This is a genomic window from Reyranella soli (assembly GCF_007992495.1).
Lineage (GTDB): Bacteria > Pseudomonadota > Alphaproteobacteria > Reyranellales > Reyranellaceae > Reyranella > Reyranella soli.
Genome location: NZ_BKAJ01000037.1, coordinates 22,133 through 39,265, shown reverse-complemented (window position 1 = coordinate 39,265; position 17,133 = coordinate 22,133). Strand labels below are relative to the sequence as shown.

The window sequence follows — 17,133 nt, the reverse complement described above, 5'->3', positions numbered from 1 at the left end:
CGAGGACCGCTGGGCAGGGGCTGGATGGTGCAGACACGCCCGCGGCGAGCACTAGGTCTTAAGCTGGCGCTCTATCTGGTCTGCTCGGGCTTCAAGATCCGCCGCCTGCGCGAGCAATGCGTCGCGATCTGTTTTGAGCGTGATCAGCTGGGCCAGCCGGCGGGCTTCAGCGGCCTGCTCCCGCTTTCTACGCACGTCCAACAACGCCCACTCTCGATGGCTTGCCACGCGATTACCCTCGATCAGCAAGTATCGAAATGACGGATTGCCGTGGGAGTTGCATGTTATCTGCGTTCAGCCAGCGGGGCACTTCGGCGTTTGGCATCAGGCTCCGGCCCACGCGGGGCACTATGCGGCCGCAACTACCGCGGCGAGTCGCTCGATCAAATGATCGATCGGTTCGTCGACGACGTAGCCGGCCGGCTCATAGATTGGCAGTGATGTCCTCCAACCAATCCCCCCGTTTTCAGCTTGCCTTGCGCTTGTCTGGTGCGGGGAGGGCGAGCAATGTCGCGGCCGAGCGGCCGGGGATCGCCTCAGGTCGAACATGCTGATAGCGGTGCAGGCTGCGGGGGTCCTTCCAGACTCCGAGCTCGGCGGCCTTTTTGTCGGGCAGGACTTGGGCATCGGTGGCCAGCTTGTGCCGGCTCATATGCGGCGTGTATTTGATGCCAAGCCGATCCGTCAGCGGCTTCAGCCAGGCGTGAACGCCCCGATTGGTAGTCCACGGGAAGAGCCTGCCGCGACGGTCGACCCCGCGGCCAAGGGCCGGTCGGTTCACGCCGGTCGCCGACGTCAGGTTCGCCAGTTCGCTCACGATGACCGGGGAGAGCTCGAGACTGGCGATTTCGTCGCTCTTGGGGATGCGGACCTTGAGCCGGGCGGCCCGTAGGTCGACGTCGTCCCAGCGCACCGTCAGGAGATGGCCGATGCGCAACCCGAGCTCGTAGAGCATGAGCAGCAGGAGCCGCTTGAAAGCGACGTTATAGTCCGCCTTACGGCCGAACTTCTTGCGGCGCGGCGGGGCCTCGACGTTGGCGATCAGCACCGCCAGATCTTCATCACGCGCTGGCTCGCGATTGGATTTGCGGCTGACCCAGAACTTTTCGATGCGTTGGTACGTGCACCATTGATTGTTGGCAGCGTAGTGCAGCACGGCCGCGGCGGGCCCGATGACCTTGCGGTTCTTCGTCGATGCCGCTCGCCCCGGCTTCAGTTCATCCGCTGCGGCCACCAGATCGGCGTGAACGACCTCGTGGCAGGCCTTCCCCTTGTTGCGGAAGTATTTCGCCACAGCGCCGACAAGCCTGATGTCGCTCTTCGACAGATGTGGGTGCGCTGCCTTGTAAAGCTCTGCTGCGCGCTCAAAAGCGACTACCTCTCCGATACCGGGAACGCGCTGACCTTCGAGCCGGGCAACGTAATCGGCCGCCCATGCCTGAGCTGCTTGGCGAGTCTCGCAGCCCGTCGAGACCTCAACGCGCTCTCCGGCGATCGTCCCGCGAAGCCAGTAATGCCGGTTCCGCCGCTTTCCGGGCGGGATGAGCTTGTACGACATCTCTCCCGTTCCTTCACCTCCAGCCGCTGGAGGTCTTCCTCAGTGAGCCGTGCCCGACGGCCGGTTCCGATCGTGTCGATTCGATGGAGTGCAAGCAAGCGTTTCAGCGTCTTGACTGACCATTGCTGGCGGTCGGCGGCCTGCTGAAGAGTGAGGCGGCGATCGCTCATCGGTTGGCCACCTTGAGATAGACGTCGACATGGCAAGGCTGGTCGAGCGCACGCCGGCAGGCGAGAGTGAGCAAGCCGCGCAGGGTACGAATCGACCACAGCTCTGCAACTTCGGCGAGTGTGAATTGATTCCGAGCCATGATGTTTGACTGTAACGGGATAATCGTAGTCACAAAACGACCCGTCTCTACCCAGAGCTGCGCCATAGCCCTCCGAGAGCTGCGCCTTCCCGATCACAAGCCGAAAAGGCGACGATGTGCCAAGTGCCCAACGCGATCTCTAGGACGCGAAGGCAACGACGTCGGCACGCATGCCGAATTTTGCCAAGGTCGAGGGGGTGAAGTCCGTCTCCCGGCAGCGGCGCGGTGGCGGCAATCGGGAACAGATATGATCGCGTCTGAACGACGGACGCCGAGGCAGAAGACAACGAGCACTATCAGGGCGCCCGGAATGACGGGTTTGGCGCCGAAGCGATCGCCGAGCCTACCGCCGACGAGCGCGTCGATCATGCCCGCCACCAGCGCCAGGACTCCGAACACACCGAGTTCCGCGGAGCCCCAGCCAAAGAGCTCGGCGCCATAAACACCGCCCAGGGAGAACAGCACTACGAGTCCATCCTGATAGAGCATATGGGCGAGGACGAAGCGCGCCACCGTGCTGTCGCGGCGCGTCTCCACGGCTGTTTCAGCTAGATTGAGCGTCGCGAGTGCCGAGGCGATTTGCGCCGGCGGCCGAGCTGTCTCGATGGCGACCGGGTGTTCTAGGCGCCAACTGAACCCTTACGGGCAGAACGGTGAGTGGTTGCACGGGTCACCGCAGACGGAGCTAGCGGGAACGAGAACGCCAATGCGAGCAGGTCGGCCCACCGCCGACCAGCAAAAGCAGCATCACGCATTCGACCACCCGTACCGCGCGCCGCCGAGTGGCCCTTCAACATGGTGCTCGAAACCCGACCATAAGGATCGGGCTCAGGTCGGACGCGAGCGCGTGTCCCGCACTGGCCCGACCATCGCCCTGACGGAACCGAAATCACGGCCTTAGTTAGCACAAGGGGGCTGACAGACATGATCGATGATCGCCTGGGGCCCAATTGACTACGAAGAGAGCGGCGCCGGTCCGTCGTGTTCGTTGCCGGCTCCTGCAGCACGGAGCGGTGTGGTGGTCCGTCTCGATCAGACCAAATGTTCGCCGCCAACTTCCTTGCAAGATGTCAGCTTGGATTTGATTAGTACAGGCTCGAAGCGGGGAAACTCCCCTTCCAAGGGCAACGCGACAACACCCCTGGGTATTGCGCCATCTCAGTTCCCAACGGCGACTCGATCCTATGTGTGCTCGGCCCCGGAAGGGCGCTTGGTTGCGCGATGCACACTTGGCTCGCGTCCGTGTGCTTGTCGAAAAGCGCGCGAGAAGCTGCTGCGGCTATTGTACCCCACCGCCAGCGCTACCTGATCAATGTTGAGAGCTTGTGCCTGCAAAAGTTTGGCGGCGTGGCGCATCCGCAGTTCACGCAAGGCGAGCATCGGAGGTTGGCCGAACGCACGCTGGAACCGCTCCATGAACGCCGAGCGGCTTAGGCCGGCGGCTTGCGACAGGCTCTGTACTGAATGTGGCGCGCCAGGCATTTCCACCATGTCAGCAAAGGCACGTGCGATCTGAGGATCACTGAGCATAGCGAAACGCTCCGTCCATGTTTTGGCGGACATCAGCGAGCGCCGGAGAAGTGTTACCAAAACCTGCTTCAACACCGCGGCGGTCATGGCTCTCATTCCTACCCGGCGGGCGCTCAGCTCCGCCAGGACGCTTTTGAGATTGTAGGAGAGATGATCGAAGTCTTCGAATTGCTCAATGATGGGGCCGCGAAACGTGGCGAAGAGATCAATTGAGAGCCCGTACGATGCGCGGAAATACCCACAGATGACGGAGACCTGAGGGTCACCATGGCCTGCGCGGAAGGTCTCGACCTTATCGCTAAGGTCGAGCGACAGCATACTCACCTCCCTCGACCTGAAGGGAGCGTTTGCGTCGTCCGCAGCGCGGCTCTCGATGTGAAACGCTCGATCCGGCGGCATGATGACAAGGGTGTGTGGGCGTAATGCAAAAGGAGAATCTCCGCCGGCTTTCATTCGGCCACACCCGCTCAATGTGTAGTGAATCGCAGGGAGCTTGGCGGCGGGGAAGCACAACCGCCAGCCCGGGCTTACGAAGCACTCCGTGAGGGCCGCGACCTCGACCTCCATCGAAGCGACGAGGCAATCAAGATCGGCCTTTCGTGGAACAGAGCGCTTAGTCACCTCTCTTAACTCCCTTTTTGCGGTGTTAGACCCTTGTCTAATCCAGTTTCGATGGGTTGCACGGTTTCCTCGCAGTCTTTCCACTGCCGTCGAAGACGTTCTCATTCACGGTGCCTGGCCGAGAGGATCCAGTTCGGCCGAATGAAGTGGCGCCTGAACGCACCAGGATGGCGATCGAAGTAATCTTGATGCTCGGGCTCAGCCTCCCAAAAGGTGCCAGCGGGAATTATCTGTGTCACAACGGGGCCGGGCCAGAGACCGCAAGCGTCCATCGCAGCGACCGTGTCCGTAGAGACACGCATTTGGAGACTAGTGGAAAAAAATACCGCAGATCTATAACGCGAACCGATGTCGTCGCCCTGGCGGTGCCACGTGGTTGGATCATGGATTTGGAAAAAGAACTCTAGGAGACGTCGGTAGCCCGGCTTTTCTGCACCGAACACCACCTCTACGGCCTCCGCGTGGGATCCAATGTTTTGATGTGTCGGGCAGGGTTTCTTCCCGCCGACATATCCGACGCGCGTTCTGGCGACGTTTGGGTAACGACGCAGTAGACGCTGCAGACCCCAGAAGCGCCCTCCCGCAAATATTGCGCGTTCGAGAAGCGCCGGTGCTGCCATCTTTAGCGGCCTCTTAGATCTAGCAGGTGAGCTCGCCGCTCCCGTCGCGAAGGGGACCCACGATGGCGTTCCACGACCACCTTTTGAGGACAAACTGGTCTATCCTTTCGCGCATAGGCACCAGGGAAAACCCGACTTCCAGATGATCGACAAATAGGACCATGTGGCTGGTGCCATTTGCGGAATGTCATCGTGCGCGCCGGCATGCGGCCCAATTGCAGTGCCTGCCGCACACGGCGCATCTGCTTCTCCCTCTGGGCTTGCTGCGCGAAGCCCCGTAGTCACCGTCCGATGTTCCTCTGGTCAATTGACCGGCGCCTCCGCAACGATGCCCGGACCCTAAAGCTTGGAGGTGAGCCCATGAGTCCTAAATACGTATCCCATCGTCCAAATCGATGGAGGAGGACGGCGGTGCGTTCGGACCGGCGTCGCACTTGCTCACGTTCCCTCAACTGATGCGAGGGGAGCAGGAACGTGCGGCGGCCGATCTCCAAAATATCCGACTGAGACCAAACCAAAATCCTAGGCTGCGGCGGCTGACAGATTGAACTGCAGTTCCGCCAGCCGGGCGTAAAGCCCACCGCGGCGCGCGAGTTCAGCGTGGGTTCCGACATCGACCAACTGCCCGCCTTCAACCACCACGATCCGGTCAGCCTTTTGCACGGTAGCCAGCCGGTGGGCGATCACTAGGGTGGTCCGCCTCTGCGTCAGCCCGTCGAGTGCCTGCTGAACGGCGAGTTCACTCTCGGCATCCAGCGCGCTCGTGGCCTCGTCGAGCAGGAGAATAGCCGGATCGCAGAGCAGTGCGCGGGCAATGGCGATGCGCTGCCGCTGGCCGCCTGACAGCCTCACACCGCGGGCCCCGAGATGTGTCGTGAAGCCGTGGGGCAGCGCCTCAATGAAACCGAGTGCCGAGGCCGCCTCCGCCGCCGCCTTGACCTCAGCTTCAGACGCCTCTGGCCGGCCATAGCGGATATTGTCGGCGACGGTTGCGGTGAACAGCACCGGCTCCTGCGGCACGATCGCCAGGCAGCGGCGCAGTTCGTGGAGCCGCAGCTCACGAATGTCGACACCATCGACCCGCACTGTGCCTTTCTCAGGATCATAAAAGCGCAGCAACAAGCTGAAGACCGTCGTTTTGCCCGCTCCCGATGGGCCGACGATCGCCACGGTCTCGCCAGGCGCAACCGTAAGATCGAAGCGATCGAGCGCCAGCGTGTCGGGTCGCGCGGGGTAGCGGAGGGAGATCTTGTCGAAAGCAATCCGGCCCCGAACCGGCTGCGGCAGCAACTTTGGCTGTGCAGCCTCGAGGATAACTGGTGGCTCGGCCTTGAGTTCCGACAGACGTTCAGCAGCGCCCGACGCCCGCTGCAGATCGCCAATCGTCTCGCTAATGGCCCCGCCCGAGCTCGCCACCAGCACGGCATAGAACACAAAGGCCGAAAGATCGCCTGCCGTGATGCGGCCTGCGATCACATCCTGTCCGCCGGTCCACAGCAGGAAGCCTACTGCGGCGAACACGATGAAGATCACCAGCGTGGTCATGATGGCACGGCGCGTGATGCGCTGGACTGCTGCCGCGAAGGCCCGTTCGGTAGCCTCCCCGAAACGCTTGGCCACCCACTGTTCCTGCCCAAATGCCTGAACCGTGCGCACCCCGTCGAGCGTCTCCGCACCGTCCGACACGAGATCGGCGATCCGCGCCTGCGCCTCGCGCGAGAGAGCCCTTACCTTGCGGCCGAAGATGATGATGGGTGCCACCACGAGCGGCACGAGCGCCAGCACCAACGCGGCCAGCTTCGGATTGGTGATCACCAGCATGGCGATGCCACCCACGCACATCAGCGTGTTGCGCAGCGCCACCGAGGTCGAGGAGCCGATCATCTGTTCGATGAGTTGGGCATCGGAGGAGATGCGGCTCATCACGTCGCCCGACCGCTTGATCTCGAACCAGGCCGGGCCAAGCCGCACCACGTGGGCGAAGAGGTCGCGCCGCAGATCGCCTACCACGCGCTCGCCGAGCCACGACACCAGATAAAAGCGCGAGCCCGACGCGACCGCGAGGACGGTGGCAACGATCAGTATCCACGCGACCGCATAGTGGAGTACGTCGGGTTGCCCTTGGCTGAAGCCGCGATCGATCAAAGCGCGCAAGCATGCTCCGAAGGCGAGAACGGTGCCTGCCGCCACGATCACGGAAAGCAGCGCCAGCGCGACTCGTCCGCGATGGGGATGCAGGTAGGGCCCGAGAAGCCTGAGCCCTGCAAAGCGGTTCATTCCGGCTGCCTTTCTACCGTAGATCCTACGACTCGCCGCTGCGATCGAGAGCGTCCGGACGTGAGCCGAGCTCGGTCCCGCACCTCGTCGCCGCGGAAACGGTGCACATCAACACAACCGTTTCCAATTGCGCGCGAGCGACTCCGTGCAAACGTAGCGTAACGCTGTGCGCCGCACGATCACGACGTCAGCGCCGAAGTTTCGGCTCGCTCGTGTTGCTGCAAACATTCCGTTGGCGCCGATCAGTCACACAACGTCCGAGACCACTCTGCCGGCTCGTTGTAGAGCCCGAGAGAGAGGATCGTGGTGTAGATGGTTAAGTCGAGAGGGGATCGTCCCGCATCGGTCCATTTACTCCCCACGTTGGAGATCCGATCTCAAGAAGTTGCGGAGGTCGCTGGAAAGCGGGGCATGTCTTTGTACCCAAGTACAGGGGTCAATGGCGGAATTGTTGTCGTAGCTACGGCTTGTTCTTCTCGCCGTTCTCTTCGAACTGCTTCAGATAGGCGATGACGTCGTCTCGCTGCTGCTGGTCGTGGAGGCCACCAAAAAACATCTTCGTCTTGGGAACCAGTTTTTGCGGCGCCGTCAGCCACTCGTTCAACGTAGCCTCATCCCAGGTCCGGCCGGCCTTTTGACCGGCGACGAGCCCTGCGGAATAGGCGTAGTGCGGCCGCGTCGCCCAGGCGCCCCCGACAACACCATTCAGCGGCGGTCCCAACTTGACGGGTGCCTTGGGACCAACCGCATGGCAGGCCGAACATTGGCGGAAGATAACCTCGCCTCGAGTCGGATCGCCTCCTGCACGCGCGGTAGCGGACCACGCGACCACGATCGCCAGCACGGCAAGACTGAGGCGCATCACCGAGACTCCTTTGAACAACAGCAGGTCATGAACTCGGAAGGGCGAGTTGTTAGTGTGATGGTGTAATTGAGGAACGCGCCCTGTGGGTCCGAATCGCGTGTCCGAGCGTCCGTGGAGACTGGCGTCCGGCCAGGAAATGCATGCAAGGCGCGGAATGCACTGTTCCTGGTGCCAAGCGACATCGGCCGTCTTATGACAAGCAAGGGCAGCACGGCGCCGCCTCGATGTGCGCTCAACACGACAGCTGCCCGGCAGCGCGCCCTTGCCGTCCCGATGCTCCCGCGCCGGTTGCCCGCGCGTCGGTCGGGCCGCGATTGAAGCAAGCCAAGTTCGATTTCCCGGTCTAGGATGTCGCCGGGCGAATGACCGCGCGGCACGGACTTCCGCCGCTTCTTCGGTCGCGCGCACGACGGAACGAAGCTAACCGGCAGTTGCTATTTGGCGAAAGCCCCCAATCGCCACAACCGCCGCGATGATCCTCTCCGGCTGATGGGTGCCGGAGGACCGGACGCCAATTGAGGACTTCTCGGCAATGGGTTCGTCATAGATTTGGATGCCGTGGGCAGCCGGCCAGCATGGCAAGCGGTCAAATTTCTGGCGACGCGTCGCCACCGTTCATCAACCGGAGCCGCGGGCTCAAGATGGAGCTAAATAATCGGTTGCGTAGCACTTCCTCTCGGTATGGCGGCGCTGTCCGGACCTTCCATTGGCTGACCGTCATGCTGGTTCTCGCCGCCTATGTGCTGAGCAAGGGCGACCGGTATTCGCTCTATTCCGCCGACGCGGACGGGCTCCGCAGGATACACGAGATGCTCGGGGTGTTCGTCTTTGTTGTCGTCGTTCTGCGGCTGCTATGGCGGCTGCTCGACAGCACACCCGCGAAGCGGCCGATGCCGCAATGGATGGCCGCGGCCGCGAAGCTCGTCCAGTTCGCTCTTTATGCGCTCCTCATCGCGATTCCGGCAACGGCGGTGCTCGGTACCTGGCTCGAGGGACTTCCCGTCACCCTTCCCGGATTCGACATCGCCCCCCAGATCGCGAAGGCCCATGGACTGGGGCAGCTGATCATGGAAATACACATCACCCTCGGCAACGCCATCCTGTGGGTTGCCGGCGTGCATGCAGCCGCGGCTCTTCTCCACCGCTTCTATCTGCGCGACGAAGTCTTTCAGTCGATGGCTCCGGGCGGATGAATGATTAGACTGGGGGTCAAAACCCGATAAGCGAGCGCGTCTACTTCTGCTTTCAGGCTGCTTCCAGACGTTGGAGACGTTGAGCAGTTCGGTAGAGAATGACCCGAAACGGACGTCACGGACGCGGTTTACTCGATCACTTCAAGCGGACGCAGCAGCAGCGCCGGCGGCTGGGTCACACTGCCCTTGTTCGTGCGCCTGTGGTTAGTCCTCGTAGGTCCGTTCCATCTGCAGTGGGAACACGATGCTGTAGGAACTCAAGAAATCGACCGTTCCATCGCCGTGGTCGAGCTTCAGGACCGTTTCCCAAATTTCGGCTTCATATCCGTCCCAGGAGCTAAAGGTGCCATTGTGCATTGGCTTCTTGAGAATTGTCGGAATATCGGCTTCGACGCAGTGGCCTTGCTCCAGGTGGAGTCGCATGACAAAGGTGTAGTTCTCGGCGTCCCCGACACGTTCGATGAGATCATGAATGAAGTTCGGATGGATGCAGGAGATCGATCCCCGCAACTGGGCCCCTTTGTAGCCCTTCAACAACTCGTCGCTCATCGCAGTGCAAGTCATCATGACCATGGCCACGCCAGCCATGAGGTAGGTGTGAACCATTGCAACCTCCGCACACCTACGTTTCGGCGGGGGGTGCCGGCAGCTGACGCAGTTCGTTTAAGGAGTACGTCAGCCTGACCTTGGCTTTTCCTTGGAAAGTCCTAACTGTCGACACTAAAGCCTCCTCGCGGTCCCGGCATCCGACACGGTGATAATTCGACGGTTTCCGATCGCTGGATCGACGCAATTGGCTGCGTTCATGTCAGAGGCGGACGACCTCCTAGTGATGCCTGACCGGAATCAGCGAAGGGCCATTCAGGCTAACCGGCAGTATCTCGAAGAGCACGTGCACCATGGGGGCGTCCGTCTTGTTGAAGACGGTGTGGTTTACGTCGCCAGATTCAAAGAAGAAATCGCCCGGGCCGTAGACCGCGGTCTTGTCCGGCAAGACGTAAGTCATGTAGCCGGAGGTGACCTGACGGATACCGGGGCCCTCGTGATTGTGCTCGCCCACATGTCCGCCGGGGGCAAGCGTCAACTCGGTGACCCTGAGCTTGTACTTTCCGTTGAGCTCCTTAAGGAACCCTTCGAGCGGCGCCTCGAACTTGATCTTGGCGACCAAGCCTTTGGTATCGACCTTAACCGGACTTACGCCCACCTGCGCGCGCGCATCGCCCATATGTGCGAGCCATGCCGCGAACGGTGCCGTTGCAAGAGTCAGAAGAACGTCGCGCCTGGCAGGTGCATCATTTGACATGTGACTTCTCCCGTTGCCGCTTGTCGATACCAATGGCAATCGACCCTTTGTAGCCCTTCAACTCGTCTCTCATCGCCGCGCAAGTCATCATGACCATGGCCACGCCAGCCATGAGGTGGTGTGAGGAACCATTGTAACCTCCGCACGCCCACGTTTCGGCGCAGGGTGCCGGCTGCTGACGAAGTTCGCTTTAGGAACACGTCAGCCTGACCTTAGCTTTTCCTTGGGAAGTCCTGACGCGGTCCAATACCGTTGTGCTACGCTGGCGCCGCCCCGGAGACTGCAGAGTGCACTACCTGTTTGCCGACTTTTCCCTGGATACGGACAGGCGTGAGCTTCGCCGCGACGACGGTTTGCTGCGTCTTGAGCCAAAAGCCTTCGACCTGCTGGTCTACCTGATCGCCAACCGCGAGCGCGTGGTCAGCAAGGACGATCTTCTGGCTGCAGTTTGGAACGGCCGCATCGTTTCGGAATCGGCGCTGACGACCTGCATCAACGCCGTCCGGAAGGTCATCGGCGACAACGGCAAGGAGCAACGGCGAATCAAGACGCTCCAACGCAAGGGCTTCCGCTTCGTCGCAGATGTACGGGAAGAGCGTAATTCCAGATATGCGGGCGTCGGCGAAATCTCCCTGGACACGTCGAAACCCGCCCTGACGCTGCCGGCCAAGCCGTCCATCGCCGTGTTGCCCTTCGCCAATCTCGGCGGCAACCCCGAACAGGAATATACTGCCGACGGCATTGTGCAAGACATCATCACGGAGCTGTCCCGACGCAACGAGCTGTTCGTGATCGCGCGCAATTCCAGCTTCCAGTACAAAGGCAAGTCTGTAGACGTACGACTGGTCGGGCGCCAGCTCGGGGTCCGCTACGTGCTGGAGGGGAGTGTGCGACGAGGTGGCGACCGGCTGCGAGTATCTGCCCAGCTCGTCGATGCGATTACCGGCGGGCACCGCTGGGCCGAGCACTACGATCGCAATCTCAAAGACGTCTTCGCGCTTCAAGACGAGGTCGTCAGCACAATCGCGACGATCCTGACTGCGCACGTCAAGAAGGCCGAAGTCGAATGGTCGCGCTCCAAGCCTCCCAATAGTTGGCTGGCGTACGACTATTACCTGCAGGCGGCTGAAACCTACAACGCTTTCCTTTCATCGTTCAGCGTTGAGGACCTGCACGAGACGCAGCGCCTGCTCCGCCAGTCACTAGCCATCGACGAAAACTATGCCCGGTCTTACGCCATCCTGGCGCGCACACTCTGCACGGCCTGGGCACTCCCGTTGGACGGTGATTTTCTCAATCGCGACGTCCTTGACCGAGCCCACGAGCTGGCACTCGCAGCGGTGCGGCTTGATGCCAATTTGCCCGAAGCGCATGGCTGTGTCGGCTGTGTCTTCACGCACAAGATGCAATCTGACGCCGCCATTGCGACGTTCGAGAGAGCCATTGCGCTCAATCCGAGCTTCGTCGATTGGGCGTTCGGCCTGGCCTTGGTGTCGGCCGGCCAGTCGAAGCGAGCGATCGATGTGCTCGCGACCTACAGGCGGCTCGATCCTTTCCATTCGCCGATAGCCTCCGGCTATGCCGGATTGGCCCATTACATGCTCAAACAGTACGAGCAGGCCCTGCCAATGCTGACCGATTGTGTCGCAAGGTCGCCAGAATTTCGGTCGCCCCACCTCTGGCTGGCGGCTACTTACGCGCGATTGGGCCGCAAGGCGGAGGCGCAGTCGGAGGTAGCCGAGGTTCTACGGCGCGAGCCCAACTATACACTCGCCGGCACGGCGAGACGGCTTATCAGGTTCAAATATGAGAAGGACGACAAACATCTCTTCGATGGGGTGCGGATGGCAGGGGCTCCCGAGTAGCCTCGGTGCAACGACCTCCGTGTCCGTGTCGAGTTCCACAGTCTCGCGTAACGCGCCGCAGGTCCAAGATCGGTAGTTTCCAAGATCGCAATGCCGCGCCACGTGCACTTTGCCAGACAATGTCTGATTCTGGCCCATCTCTGACGAATCGCAGAGGTTCACCGATGTCTGCGATCCTACCGGAAACGGACACGGCGAAGCAGACTTATCGGTTTTGACTCTAGCCTTGCTTCAGCCAGTCCTCGTGAGAGGCTGTTTACCGGTCGACCCGGGGATGATCGCGTTCGTGGGCTCGATTGCGGGCCGGACACAAGGGCTAGACGAACAACATCGCCGGCGGCTTCGCCTTCGGGGTTGATGCGGGCAAAGTGGCGGCCCATTGTGCTCCCCATGAGGAACCCTCGCAAACGCCGCCTGAAAGCAAAAGAACGTCGCCTAAGGGCTCGCACCGAGAAGGTCGAGAAAGCCAAGAAGGCCGAGAAGTCGAGAGCCGAGGCTGAGGCGGCGCGCAGATACTAACGCGACGTGCGCCCTTGGAGACGCGAAAGAGAGAATGGGTATCTGTGGTTTTCGGCAGTCAGAGGTCCCGAGGGAAGCCCGATAGTACCTCGCAGGCGCGGCGCGTTGGAAGGTGCGAGCTATTCTTAGCGTTCAAGCTGACGCACCCGCGGAAAGCGCGCGTAGAACCTTGGAGCGGCAGGTTCAGCGACGGCGCTTTCGTTCCGATCAATGCGGAGGGGATTTCGGGCTCCTGCCACGGAAATCCCGGTCATAGAGCTTTTTCGCCGCGGTCGCGGCAATGCCACAGAAGGCGACAAGCCGCGCATCGTCTGCTTCGGGCCTCCGTCGCCTTAAGGCTCGATAAGGGTCGTCAGTTGTGCGCCTTCGTCAGCGACAAAAACAGCAATCAGTTCGGCCCACTCGGTGTTACTCACGTTGGCGGACACTCGATGTATCGTGCCCAGCGGTTCAAAGAACGACTGACCGACATCGAATATCTCCACCGGTCCATCGTTGAGTTGTGACCTGATCTGGCCTTTGGTGATGTAGGCCGTGACCGTGCCGCCATGACGGTGTGGCGGCGTAAAGCCACCCGGTCCGTAAGTCACTCGGACGACCGTCATTCTCTTTCCGGGCATATCCGGTATCGCGTACGAATTGACCACCTCCACCTTGTTGCCGGACGAGGCATCAGCGGCGCATAGCGGGAGCGGAAATTCCGATATCGCGTCCATGTTCATGTGCAAGGCTCTCGCGCTTGCGACTGCGAAAACGACAGCCGTGATGACAACGAGTGACAGCCGAAGCGCTCGATCGGCGAGTGGCGAAGTCATGTCCATTGCGATGCTCATCGATTTCTCCTGGTGGACCCTACCCCTGCACAGGATTGGCGGTCGAGCTAGTGCGTCGTGCAGGTCCGCTCCTCTGGCCCGATTGAACATTTTCACCCCGATTGCCGTCGACTTGTGCTGCGAGGTCGATGAGGGTTGCGTCAGCCTCGCCTTGGACAAGGAGCGGCAGCGGCTGGGCGAGATACCACAGCGAGAGCACGAGGATGCCGACGATCGAAAGCACGACGATGATCCCGGCCGCCCGTGGCGTCCTTCTCGAGGGGGCGATGCTGGCGCGCAGCTTCAGCATCATCGGTCGCGTCTCGGTGGGTTGGCCTTCATTGGCACGTCATCATCGAACAGGATGCGCTCGGCGGCTCCGTCGAGATCGTCGTATTGCCCGCTGCGAAGCGACCACAGGAAAGCCGAGAGGCCTGCGGCGCCGAGGGCCAGCGCAACTGGAATGAGATACAAGAAATCCTTCATCGCGCCGCCCCTACGGCTGGCCGCACCGCGGTAAGTACATCACCCTTTGATGCCGCCCCTTCGGATCGCCGCTTGCCGAGACGCAGAGCATTGCCGACTACTGCAATGGACGAAAGCGACATGGCAATGGCTGCAATCAAAGGCGTCACCAAGCCAAGAATGGCAATTGGCATGGCGAGCGCATTGTAGCCGACAGCGAGAATGAGGTTTTGCCGGATGAGGTCCCTTGCCTTGCAGGCGGTGTCGATGGCTTCGGGTACGGCGTGCAGGCTGTCGTTCAGGAAGACGATATCGGCCGCGTTGCGTCCGACGTCGGTTGCGCCCGCAGGCGCCATGGAGACATGGGCCGTCGCCAGCGCCGGACCGTCATTGAGACCATCGCCGACCATCAGGACCTTTCGCCCGGTCCGCGCCAGCGAGGAGATATAGGCCACTTTGTCTGCCGGCGAGACGCCGGCGCGATAGGCAAGGCCCAGCAGCGAAGCGAGCCGACGCACCGTTCCCTCTTGGTCGCCGGACAGTATCTCGGCACGGATGCCCCTTGCCGCCAGGGCTGCCACTGCCTCGGGCCCGTCGGCACGCAGTTCCTCCTCGAAGCAAAAGCGCCCAAGCAGGGAACCGCCTTCGGACAAAACGACACCGTCGCGGGGGCTGGCGTCGGGCAGCGCCCAGTCGGTCCGGCCTAGGCGATAGGTCTTGCCGTCGATGCGCGCCTCGAGGCCAAACCCGGGGTACTCATGGAGCTCGCCCAATGTAGCGATCGGAACGTCGCGCGCCCGCGCGGTGGCTACGATGGCCTGCGAATAGGGATGACGCGAGCACGTTGCCATGGCGGCCGCGATCGCAAGCAAGTCGGGTGCCGTGGCCTCGGACTCCGCCAATCTCGGCGCACTCTTGGTGAGTGTGCCGGTCTTGTCGAAGACGACGTGATCGACCTCGGCGAGACGCTCCAGCCCGCCGCCGTCTTTGACCATGATGCCGTTTTGGAAGAGGTGCCGGGCCGCGACCACCTGGACCATGGGAACAGCGAGCCCCAGCGCGCACGGACAGGTGATGATGAGAACGGCGATGGCGACGGTCACGGCCTGATGTAAATCGCCCGTCGCCAACAGCCAGCCGCCGAACGTCAGCAGCGCCGTGAGATGGACTGCAGGCGCATACAGCCTTGCGGCACGATCGGCGATGCGGCGATAGGCCGTGCGCCCGGCTTCGGCCATCTCCATCATGCGCGTCATTTCAGCCAGGAAAGATTCGTGCGCGGCCGCCGTCGCTCGCAGAGTCAAGGCGCCGGTGAGGTTGAGCGCGCCCGCCTGCAGCCGATGCCCTGCACCCACGGGTTGGGGAAGGCTCTCCCCCGATGCCAGCGAGACGTCGAGCTCCGAGCAGCCCGCCAGAACCTGCGCATCGACCGGCACGCGGTCGCCGGGAGCCAGCAGAACGGTCATGCCGGGCCGGACGTCGGCCACAGGCAAAAAGCGCTGCGATCCGTCAGGCAGCAGCACTGTGGCGCCACGCGCAGCCAGACGGGCCAGACCCTTAACGGCAGTGCGCGCTCGTTCGCGCATCAGGTGATCGAGGGTGCGGCCGACCAGGAGGAAGAACAGCAGCGAGATCGCGGCATCGAAATAGGCGTGGGCCCCGTGATGGAGCGTGTCGTAGAAGCTGAGGCCGAAGGCCAGCAGAACGCCGATCGAGATCGGAACATCCATGTTGGTCCGACCATGTCTCAGGGCCTGCCAAGCCGAGCGGAAGAAGATGCGACCACAATAGGCCAGACTTGGCAGGGCAATTGCAGCCGACAGCCAGTGGAACGTGTCGCGCGACGCAGGATCAGCACCGGACCATACCGCGACCGATAGCATCATGATGTTGCCGGAGGCGAAGCCGGCCACAGCCAGCGCGCGCACAAGCTGGCGCAGGCCGCCGTCTTTCTCCTCGATGGCGAAATCGTGGATGTGGGCCGCGAACCCTGCGTCGTTCAGGGTCGAGATCAGTGGCGGGGGACCCTCGCCACGCCATGTGACGCTGACGCGCTTGGTCGACAGGTTGACACGTGCGCGCTCGACCTGCGGCAGATCGGACAGCACGCGCTCGATCCGTTGCACGCAGCCGCCGCAGTGGATCGTTGGGACACTTAGCTCGCTCTGTCGCAGACCCGACCCGAGGATGCGGCTTGCCAGCAGCAGTTCGTCGGTGGGGCTAGATGGCGCGGTGAGCATGCCAGGTTCCGTGTCCCAGCAAAGGAAACACAACGATCAGGCCCAACAGGCCGGTGGCCAAGCTCAGCAGGAAGAGAGAAAGAACAATCGCACCCCACGTCAGCATGACCGGCAGATTGTTCCAGACCAGCGCCATGCTGGTCCCCATCGCCGTCAGGGCGTCCATCCGCTTCTCGAGCAGCATGGGTATGGAGAATGCGCTGATAGCGAAGGAAAAGGCGGCGAACAGCGCACCGACCGCGGTGCCGACAATCAGCAGCGCCCAGCCGGTCGGCGTGGTGAAAAGGACATGCGCGATCTGCGCCAGACCCGGAAACGGCAACAGGCCAAAGAACAGAGCACAGAGGATCACCGCCGCGCGCATCCACAGCAGCATGACCAGGCACAACAGGACTCCTATGAACAGGATCTGTCCCATCGATACCGCGTGCGGCCTCAGCATACTGCCGAGGGTGACCGGTGTACCTGCCGCCAGGCGCCGGCTCTTCTCATAGAGCCCGATGGCAAGCACCGGTCCCACGACCATGAAGCCGGCAAAGGCGGGTAAAAGGATGTAGTCCAGATCGAAGGTGAACAGGCCGACGACGATGATCGCGGACACGGCGAACACTACAAGGCCGTAGATCAGGCTGGGCACGGGCTTGGTAAGCAGGTCGCGCCATCCGGCCGCCAGCCACTGAAACGACACTGTGGCCGCGTATCGCCGCTTGAAAGGGTTTTCGTGTGGCAGAGGCGGAACCACCGCAGGAATCGTCGGCGTCATGATGTGCCTCCGGGCGAACAGGCGGACTTCGCCGCGCGGTACGATCCGCTATGGCCGACGTCGGCCCGTTTGAGATGAGCGACGCAGTCGGGTTGCGTGATCACGGCCACGTAGACGAGGTGACCATTTGCCGCCAGGACGAGAGCGACAAGGCCAGCCACGACCATGACGACAACGGCTTTCGTCGATAGG

The 17,133-nt window shown here is 62.0% G+C and carries 18 protein-coding genes; 3 read left to right on the top strand and 15 right to left on the bottom strand.

The window, feature by feature from the left end:
- Positions 1-51: 51 nt before the first annotated feature.
- The 8 genes from RSO01_RS47210 to RSO01_RS12395 form a co-directional block, all read right to left on the bottom strand.
- Entirely contained in the window at positions 52-249 is a 198-nt protein-coding gene (locus RSO01_RS47210) for a hypothetical protein (RefSeq protein WP_170303013.1), read from the bottom strand.
- Positions 250-466: 217 nt separating this feature from the next.
- Entirely contained in the window at positions 467-1,558 is a 1,092-nt protein-coding gene (locus RSO01_RS12425; protein ID WP_147149413.1) for a tyrosine-type recombinase/integrase, read from the bottom strand.
- Positions 1,559-1,724: 166 nt separating this feature from the next.
- Positions 1,725-1,868 (bottom strand): hypothetical protein, encoded by a 144-nt coding sequence (locus RSO01_RS12420; protein WP_170303012.1) that lies wholly within the window; start codon positions 1,866-1,868, stop codon positions 1,725-1,727.
- Between the two features lie 93 nt (positions 1,869-1,961).
- Positions 1,962-2,405, bottom strand: coding sequence for a hypothetical protein (locus tag RSO01_RS12415; protein WP_170303011.1), 444 nt, complete (start codon positions 2,403-2,405; stop codon positions 1,962-1,964).
- A 645-nt stretch (positions 2,406-3,050) separates the two neighbouring features.
- Positions 3,051-4,124 carry an AraC family transcriptional regulator gene (locus tag RSO01_RS12410; RefSeq protein ID WP_147149410.1) on the bottom strand — a complete coding sequence of 358 codons (1,074 nt, stop codon included), beginning with the start codon at positions 4,122-4,124 and terminating at the stop codon, positions 3,051-3,053.
- Positions 4,121-4,639, bottom strand: coding sequence for a peptide-methionine (S)-S-oxide reductase MsrA (gene msrA / locus RSO01_RS12405; protein WP_147149409.1), 519 nt, complete (start codon positions 4,637-4,639; stop codon positions 4,121-4,123). The genes RSO01_RS12410 and msrA overlap by 4 nt, the downstream gene beginning before the upstream one ends.
- Before the next feature lie 522 nt (positions 4,640-5,161).
- Positions 5,162-6,916 (bottom strand): ABC transporter transmembrane domain-containing protein, encoded by a 1,755-nt coding sequence (locus tag RSO01_RS12400; protein WP_147149408.1) that lies wholly within the window; start codon positions 6,914-6,916, stop codon positions 5,162-5,164.
- Between the two features lie 460 nt (positions 6,917-7,376).
- The gene (locus tag RSO01_RS12395) at positions 7,377-7,778 is read right to left on the bottom strand and encodes a c-type cytochrome (protein ID WP_147149407.1); all 402 of its coding nucleotides are present in this window, start codon (positions 7,776-7,778) and stop codon (positions 7,377-7,379) included.
- 722 nt (positions 7,779-8,500) lie between these two features.
- Between RSO01_RS12395 and RSO01_RS12390 the strand changes: the two genes are divergently transcribed.
- Positions 8,501-8,974, top strand: coding sequence for a cytochrome b (locus RSO01_RS12390; RefSeq protein WP_246158343.1), 474 nt, complete (start codon positions 8,501-8,503; stop codon positions 8,972-8,974).
- Positions 8,975-9,178: 204 nt separating this feature from the next.
- Here RSO01_RS12390 and RSO01_RS12385 read toward each other — a convergent pair whose 3' ends face one another.
- Together RSO01_RS12385 and RSO01_RS12380 are read right to left on the bottom strand one after the other, a co-directional pair.
- A complete protein-coding gene (locus RSO01_RS12385; protein WP_147149406.1) occupies positions 9,179-9,580 on the bottom strand; it encodes a hypothetical protein in 402 nt (133 codons plus the stop codon).
- Between the two features lie 220 nt (positions 9,581-9,800).
- Positions 9,801-10,277, bottom strand: coding sequence for a cupin domain-containing protein (locus tag RSO01_RS12380; protein ID WP_147149405.1), 477 nt, complete (start codon positions 10,275-10,277; stop codon positions 9,801-9,803).
- Positions 10,278-10,564: 287 nt separating this feature from the next.
- On the opposite strand from RSO01_RS12380, the gene RSO01_RS12370 reads away from it, so the two are divergent.
- On the top strand, positions 10,565-12,142 hold the full coding sequence (locus RSO01_RS12370) for a winged helix-turn-helix domain-containing tetratricopeptide repeat protein (RefSeq protein WP_174825927.1): 1,578 nt from the start codon (positions 10,565-10,567) through the stop codon (positions 12,140-12,142).
- Between the two features lie 851 nt (positions 12,143-12,993).
- On the opposite strand, the gene RSO01_RS12360 is transcribed toward RSO01_RS12370, so the two are convergent.
- The 5 genes from RSO01_RS12360 to RSO01_RS12340 all read right to left on the bottom strand — a co-directional run bounded on the left by RSO01_RS12360 (position 12,994) and on the right by RSO01_RS12340 (position 16,941).
- Positions 12,994-13,383: a cupin domain-containing protein gene (locus tag RSO01_RS12360; RefSeq protein ID WP_373867898.1), complete on the bottom strand. Its 390-nt coding sequence runs from the start codon at positions 13,381-13,383 to the stop codon at positions 12,994-12,996.
- A 130-nt stretch (positions 13,384-13,513) separates the two neighbouring features.
- Positions 13,514-13,786, bottom strand: a complete 273-nt coding sequence (locus RSO01_RS12355; RefSeq protein WP_147149404.1) for a hypothetical protein — start codon at positions 13,784-13,786, stop codon at positions 13,514-13,516.
- Positions 13,783-13,959 carry a cbb3-type cytochrome oxidase assembly protein CcoS gene (ccoS, locus tag RSO01_RS12350; protein WP_147149403.1) on the bottom strand — a complete coding sequence of 59 codons (177 nt, stop codon included), beginning with the start codon at positions 13,957-13,959 and terminating at the stop codon, positions 13,783-13,785. Before ccoS ends, RSO01_RS12355 begins: the two co-directional genes overlap by 4 nt.
- Entirely contained in the window at positions 13,956-16,178 is a 2,223-nt protein-coding gene (locus RSO01_RS12345) for a cation-translocating P-type ATPase (protein WP_147149402.1), read from the bottom strand. The genes ccoS and RSO01_RS12345 overlap by 4 nt, the downstream gene beginning before the upstream one ends.
- Positions 16,159-16,941, bottom strand: coding sequence for a DUF2189 domain-containing protein (locus RSO01_RS12340; protein ID WP_147149401.1), 783 nt, complete (start codon positions 16,939-16,941; stop codon positions 16,159-16,161). The genes RSO01_RS12345 and RSO01_RS12340 overlap by 20 nt, the downstream gene beginning before the upstream one ends.
- 50 nt (positions 16,942-16,991) lie before the next feature.
- On the opposite strand from RSO01_RS12340, the gene RSO01_RS47205 reads away from it, so the two are divergent.
- Positions 16,992-17,132 carry a hypothetical protein gene (locus RSO01_RS47205; RefSeq protein ID WP_170303010.1) on the top strand — a complete coding sequence of 47 codons (141 nt, stop codon included), beginning with the start codon at positions 16,992-16,994 and terminating at the stop codon, positions 17,130-17,132.
- Position 17,133: the final 1 nt, after the last annotated feature.

Bases quoted from the DNA above. Each gene is read 5' to 3' on its own strand.
- RSO01_RS12425 (WP_147149413.1), bottom strand. From the start codon at position 1,558: ATGTCGTACAAGCTCATCCCGCCCGGAAAGCGGCGGAACCGGCATTAC.
- RSO01_RS12420 (WP_170303012.1), bottom strand. From the start codon at position 1,868: ATGGCTCGGAATCAATTCACACTCGCCGAAGTTGCAGAGCTGTGGTCG.
- RSO01_RS12410 (WP_147149410.1), bottom strand. From the start codon at position 4,124: ATGAGAACGTCTTCGACGGCAGTGGAAAGACTGCGAGGAAACCGTGCA.
- msrA (WP_147149409.1), bottom strand. From the start codon at position 4,639: ATGGCAGCACCGGCGCTTCTCGAACGCGCAATATTTGCGGGAGGGCGC.
- RSO01_RS12400 (WP_147149408.1), bottom strand. From the start codon at position 6,916: ATGAACCGCTTTGCAGGGCTCAGGCTTCTCGGGCCCTACCTGCATCCC.
- RSO01_RS12395 (WP_147149407.1), bottom strand. From the start codon at position 7,778: ATGCGCCTCAGTCTTGCCGTGCTGGCGATCGTGGTCGCGTGGTCCGCT.
- RSO01_RS12390 (WP_246158343.1), top strand. From the start codon at position 8,501: ATGCTGGTTCTCGCCGCCTATGTGCTGAGCAAGGGCGACCGGTATTCG.
- RSO01_RS12385 (WP_147149406.1), bottom strand. From the start codon at position 9,580: ATGGTTCACACCTACCTCATGGCTGGCGTGGCCATGGTCATGATGACT.
- RSO01_RS12380 (WP_147149405.1), bottom strand. From the start codon at position 10,277: ATGTCAAATGATGCACCTGCCAGGCGCGACGTTCTTCTGACTCTTGCA.
- RSO01_RS12360 (WP_373867898.1), bottom strand. From the start codon at position 13,383: ATGAACATGGACGCGATATCGGAATTTCCGCTCCCGCTATGCGCCGCT.
- RSO01_RS12355 (WP_147149404.1), bottom strand. From the start codon at position 13,786: ATGATGCTGAAGCTGCGCGCCAGCATCGCCCCCTCGAGAAGGACGCCA.
- ccoS (WP_147149403.1), bottom strand. From the start codon at position 13,959: ATGAAGGATTTCTTGTATCTCATTCCAGTTGCGCTGGCCCTCGGCGCC.
- RSO01_RS12345 (WP_147149402.1), bottom strand. From the start codon at position 16,178: ATGCTCACCGCGCCATCTAGCCCCACCGACGAACTGCTGCTGGCAAGC.
- RSO01_RS12340 (WP_147149401.1), bottom strand. From the start codon at position 16,941: ATGACGCCGACGATTCCTGCGGTGGTTCCGCCTCTGCCACACGAAAAC.
- RSO01_RS47205 (WP_170303010.1), top strand. From the start codon at position 16,992: ATGGCCGACGTCGGCCCGTTTGAGATGAGCGACGCAGTCGGGTTGCGT.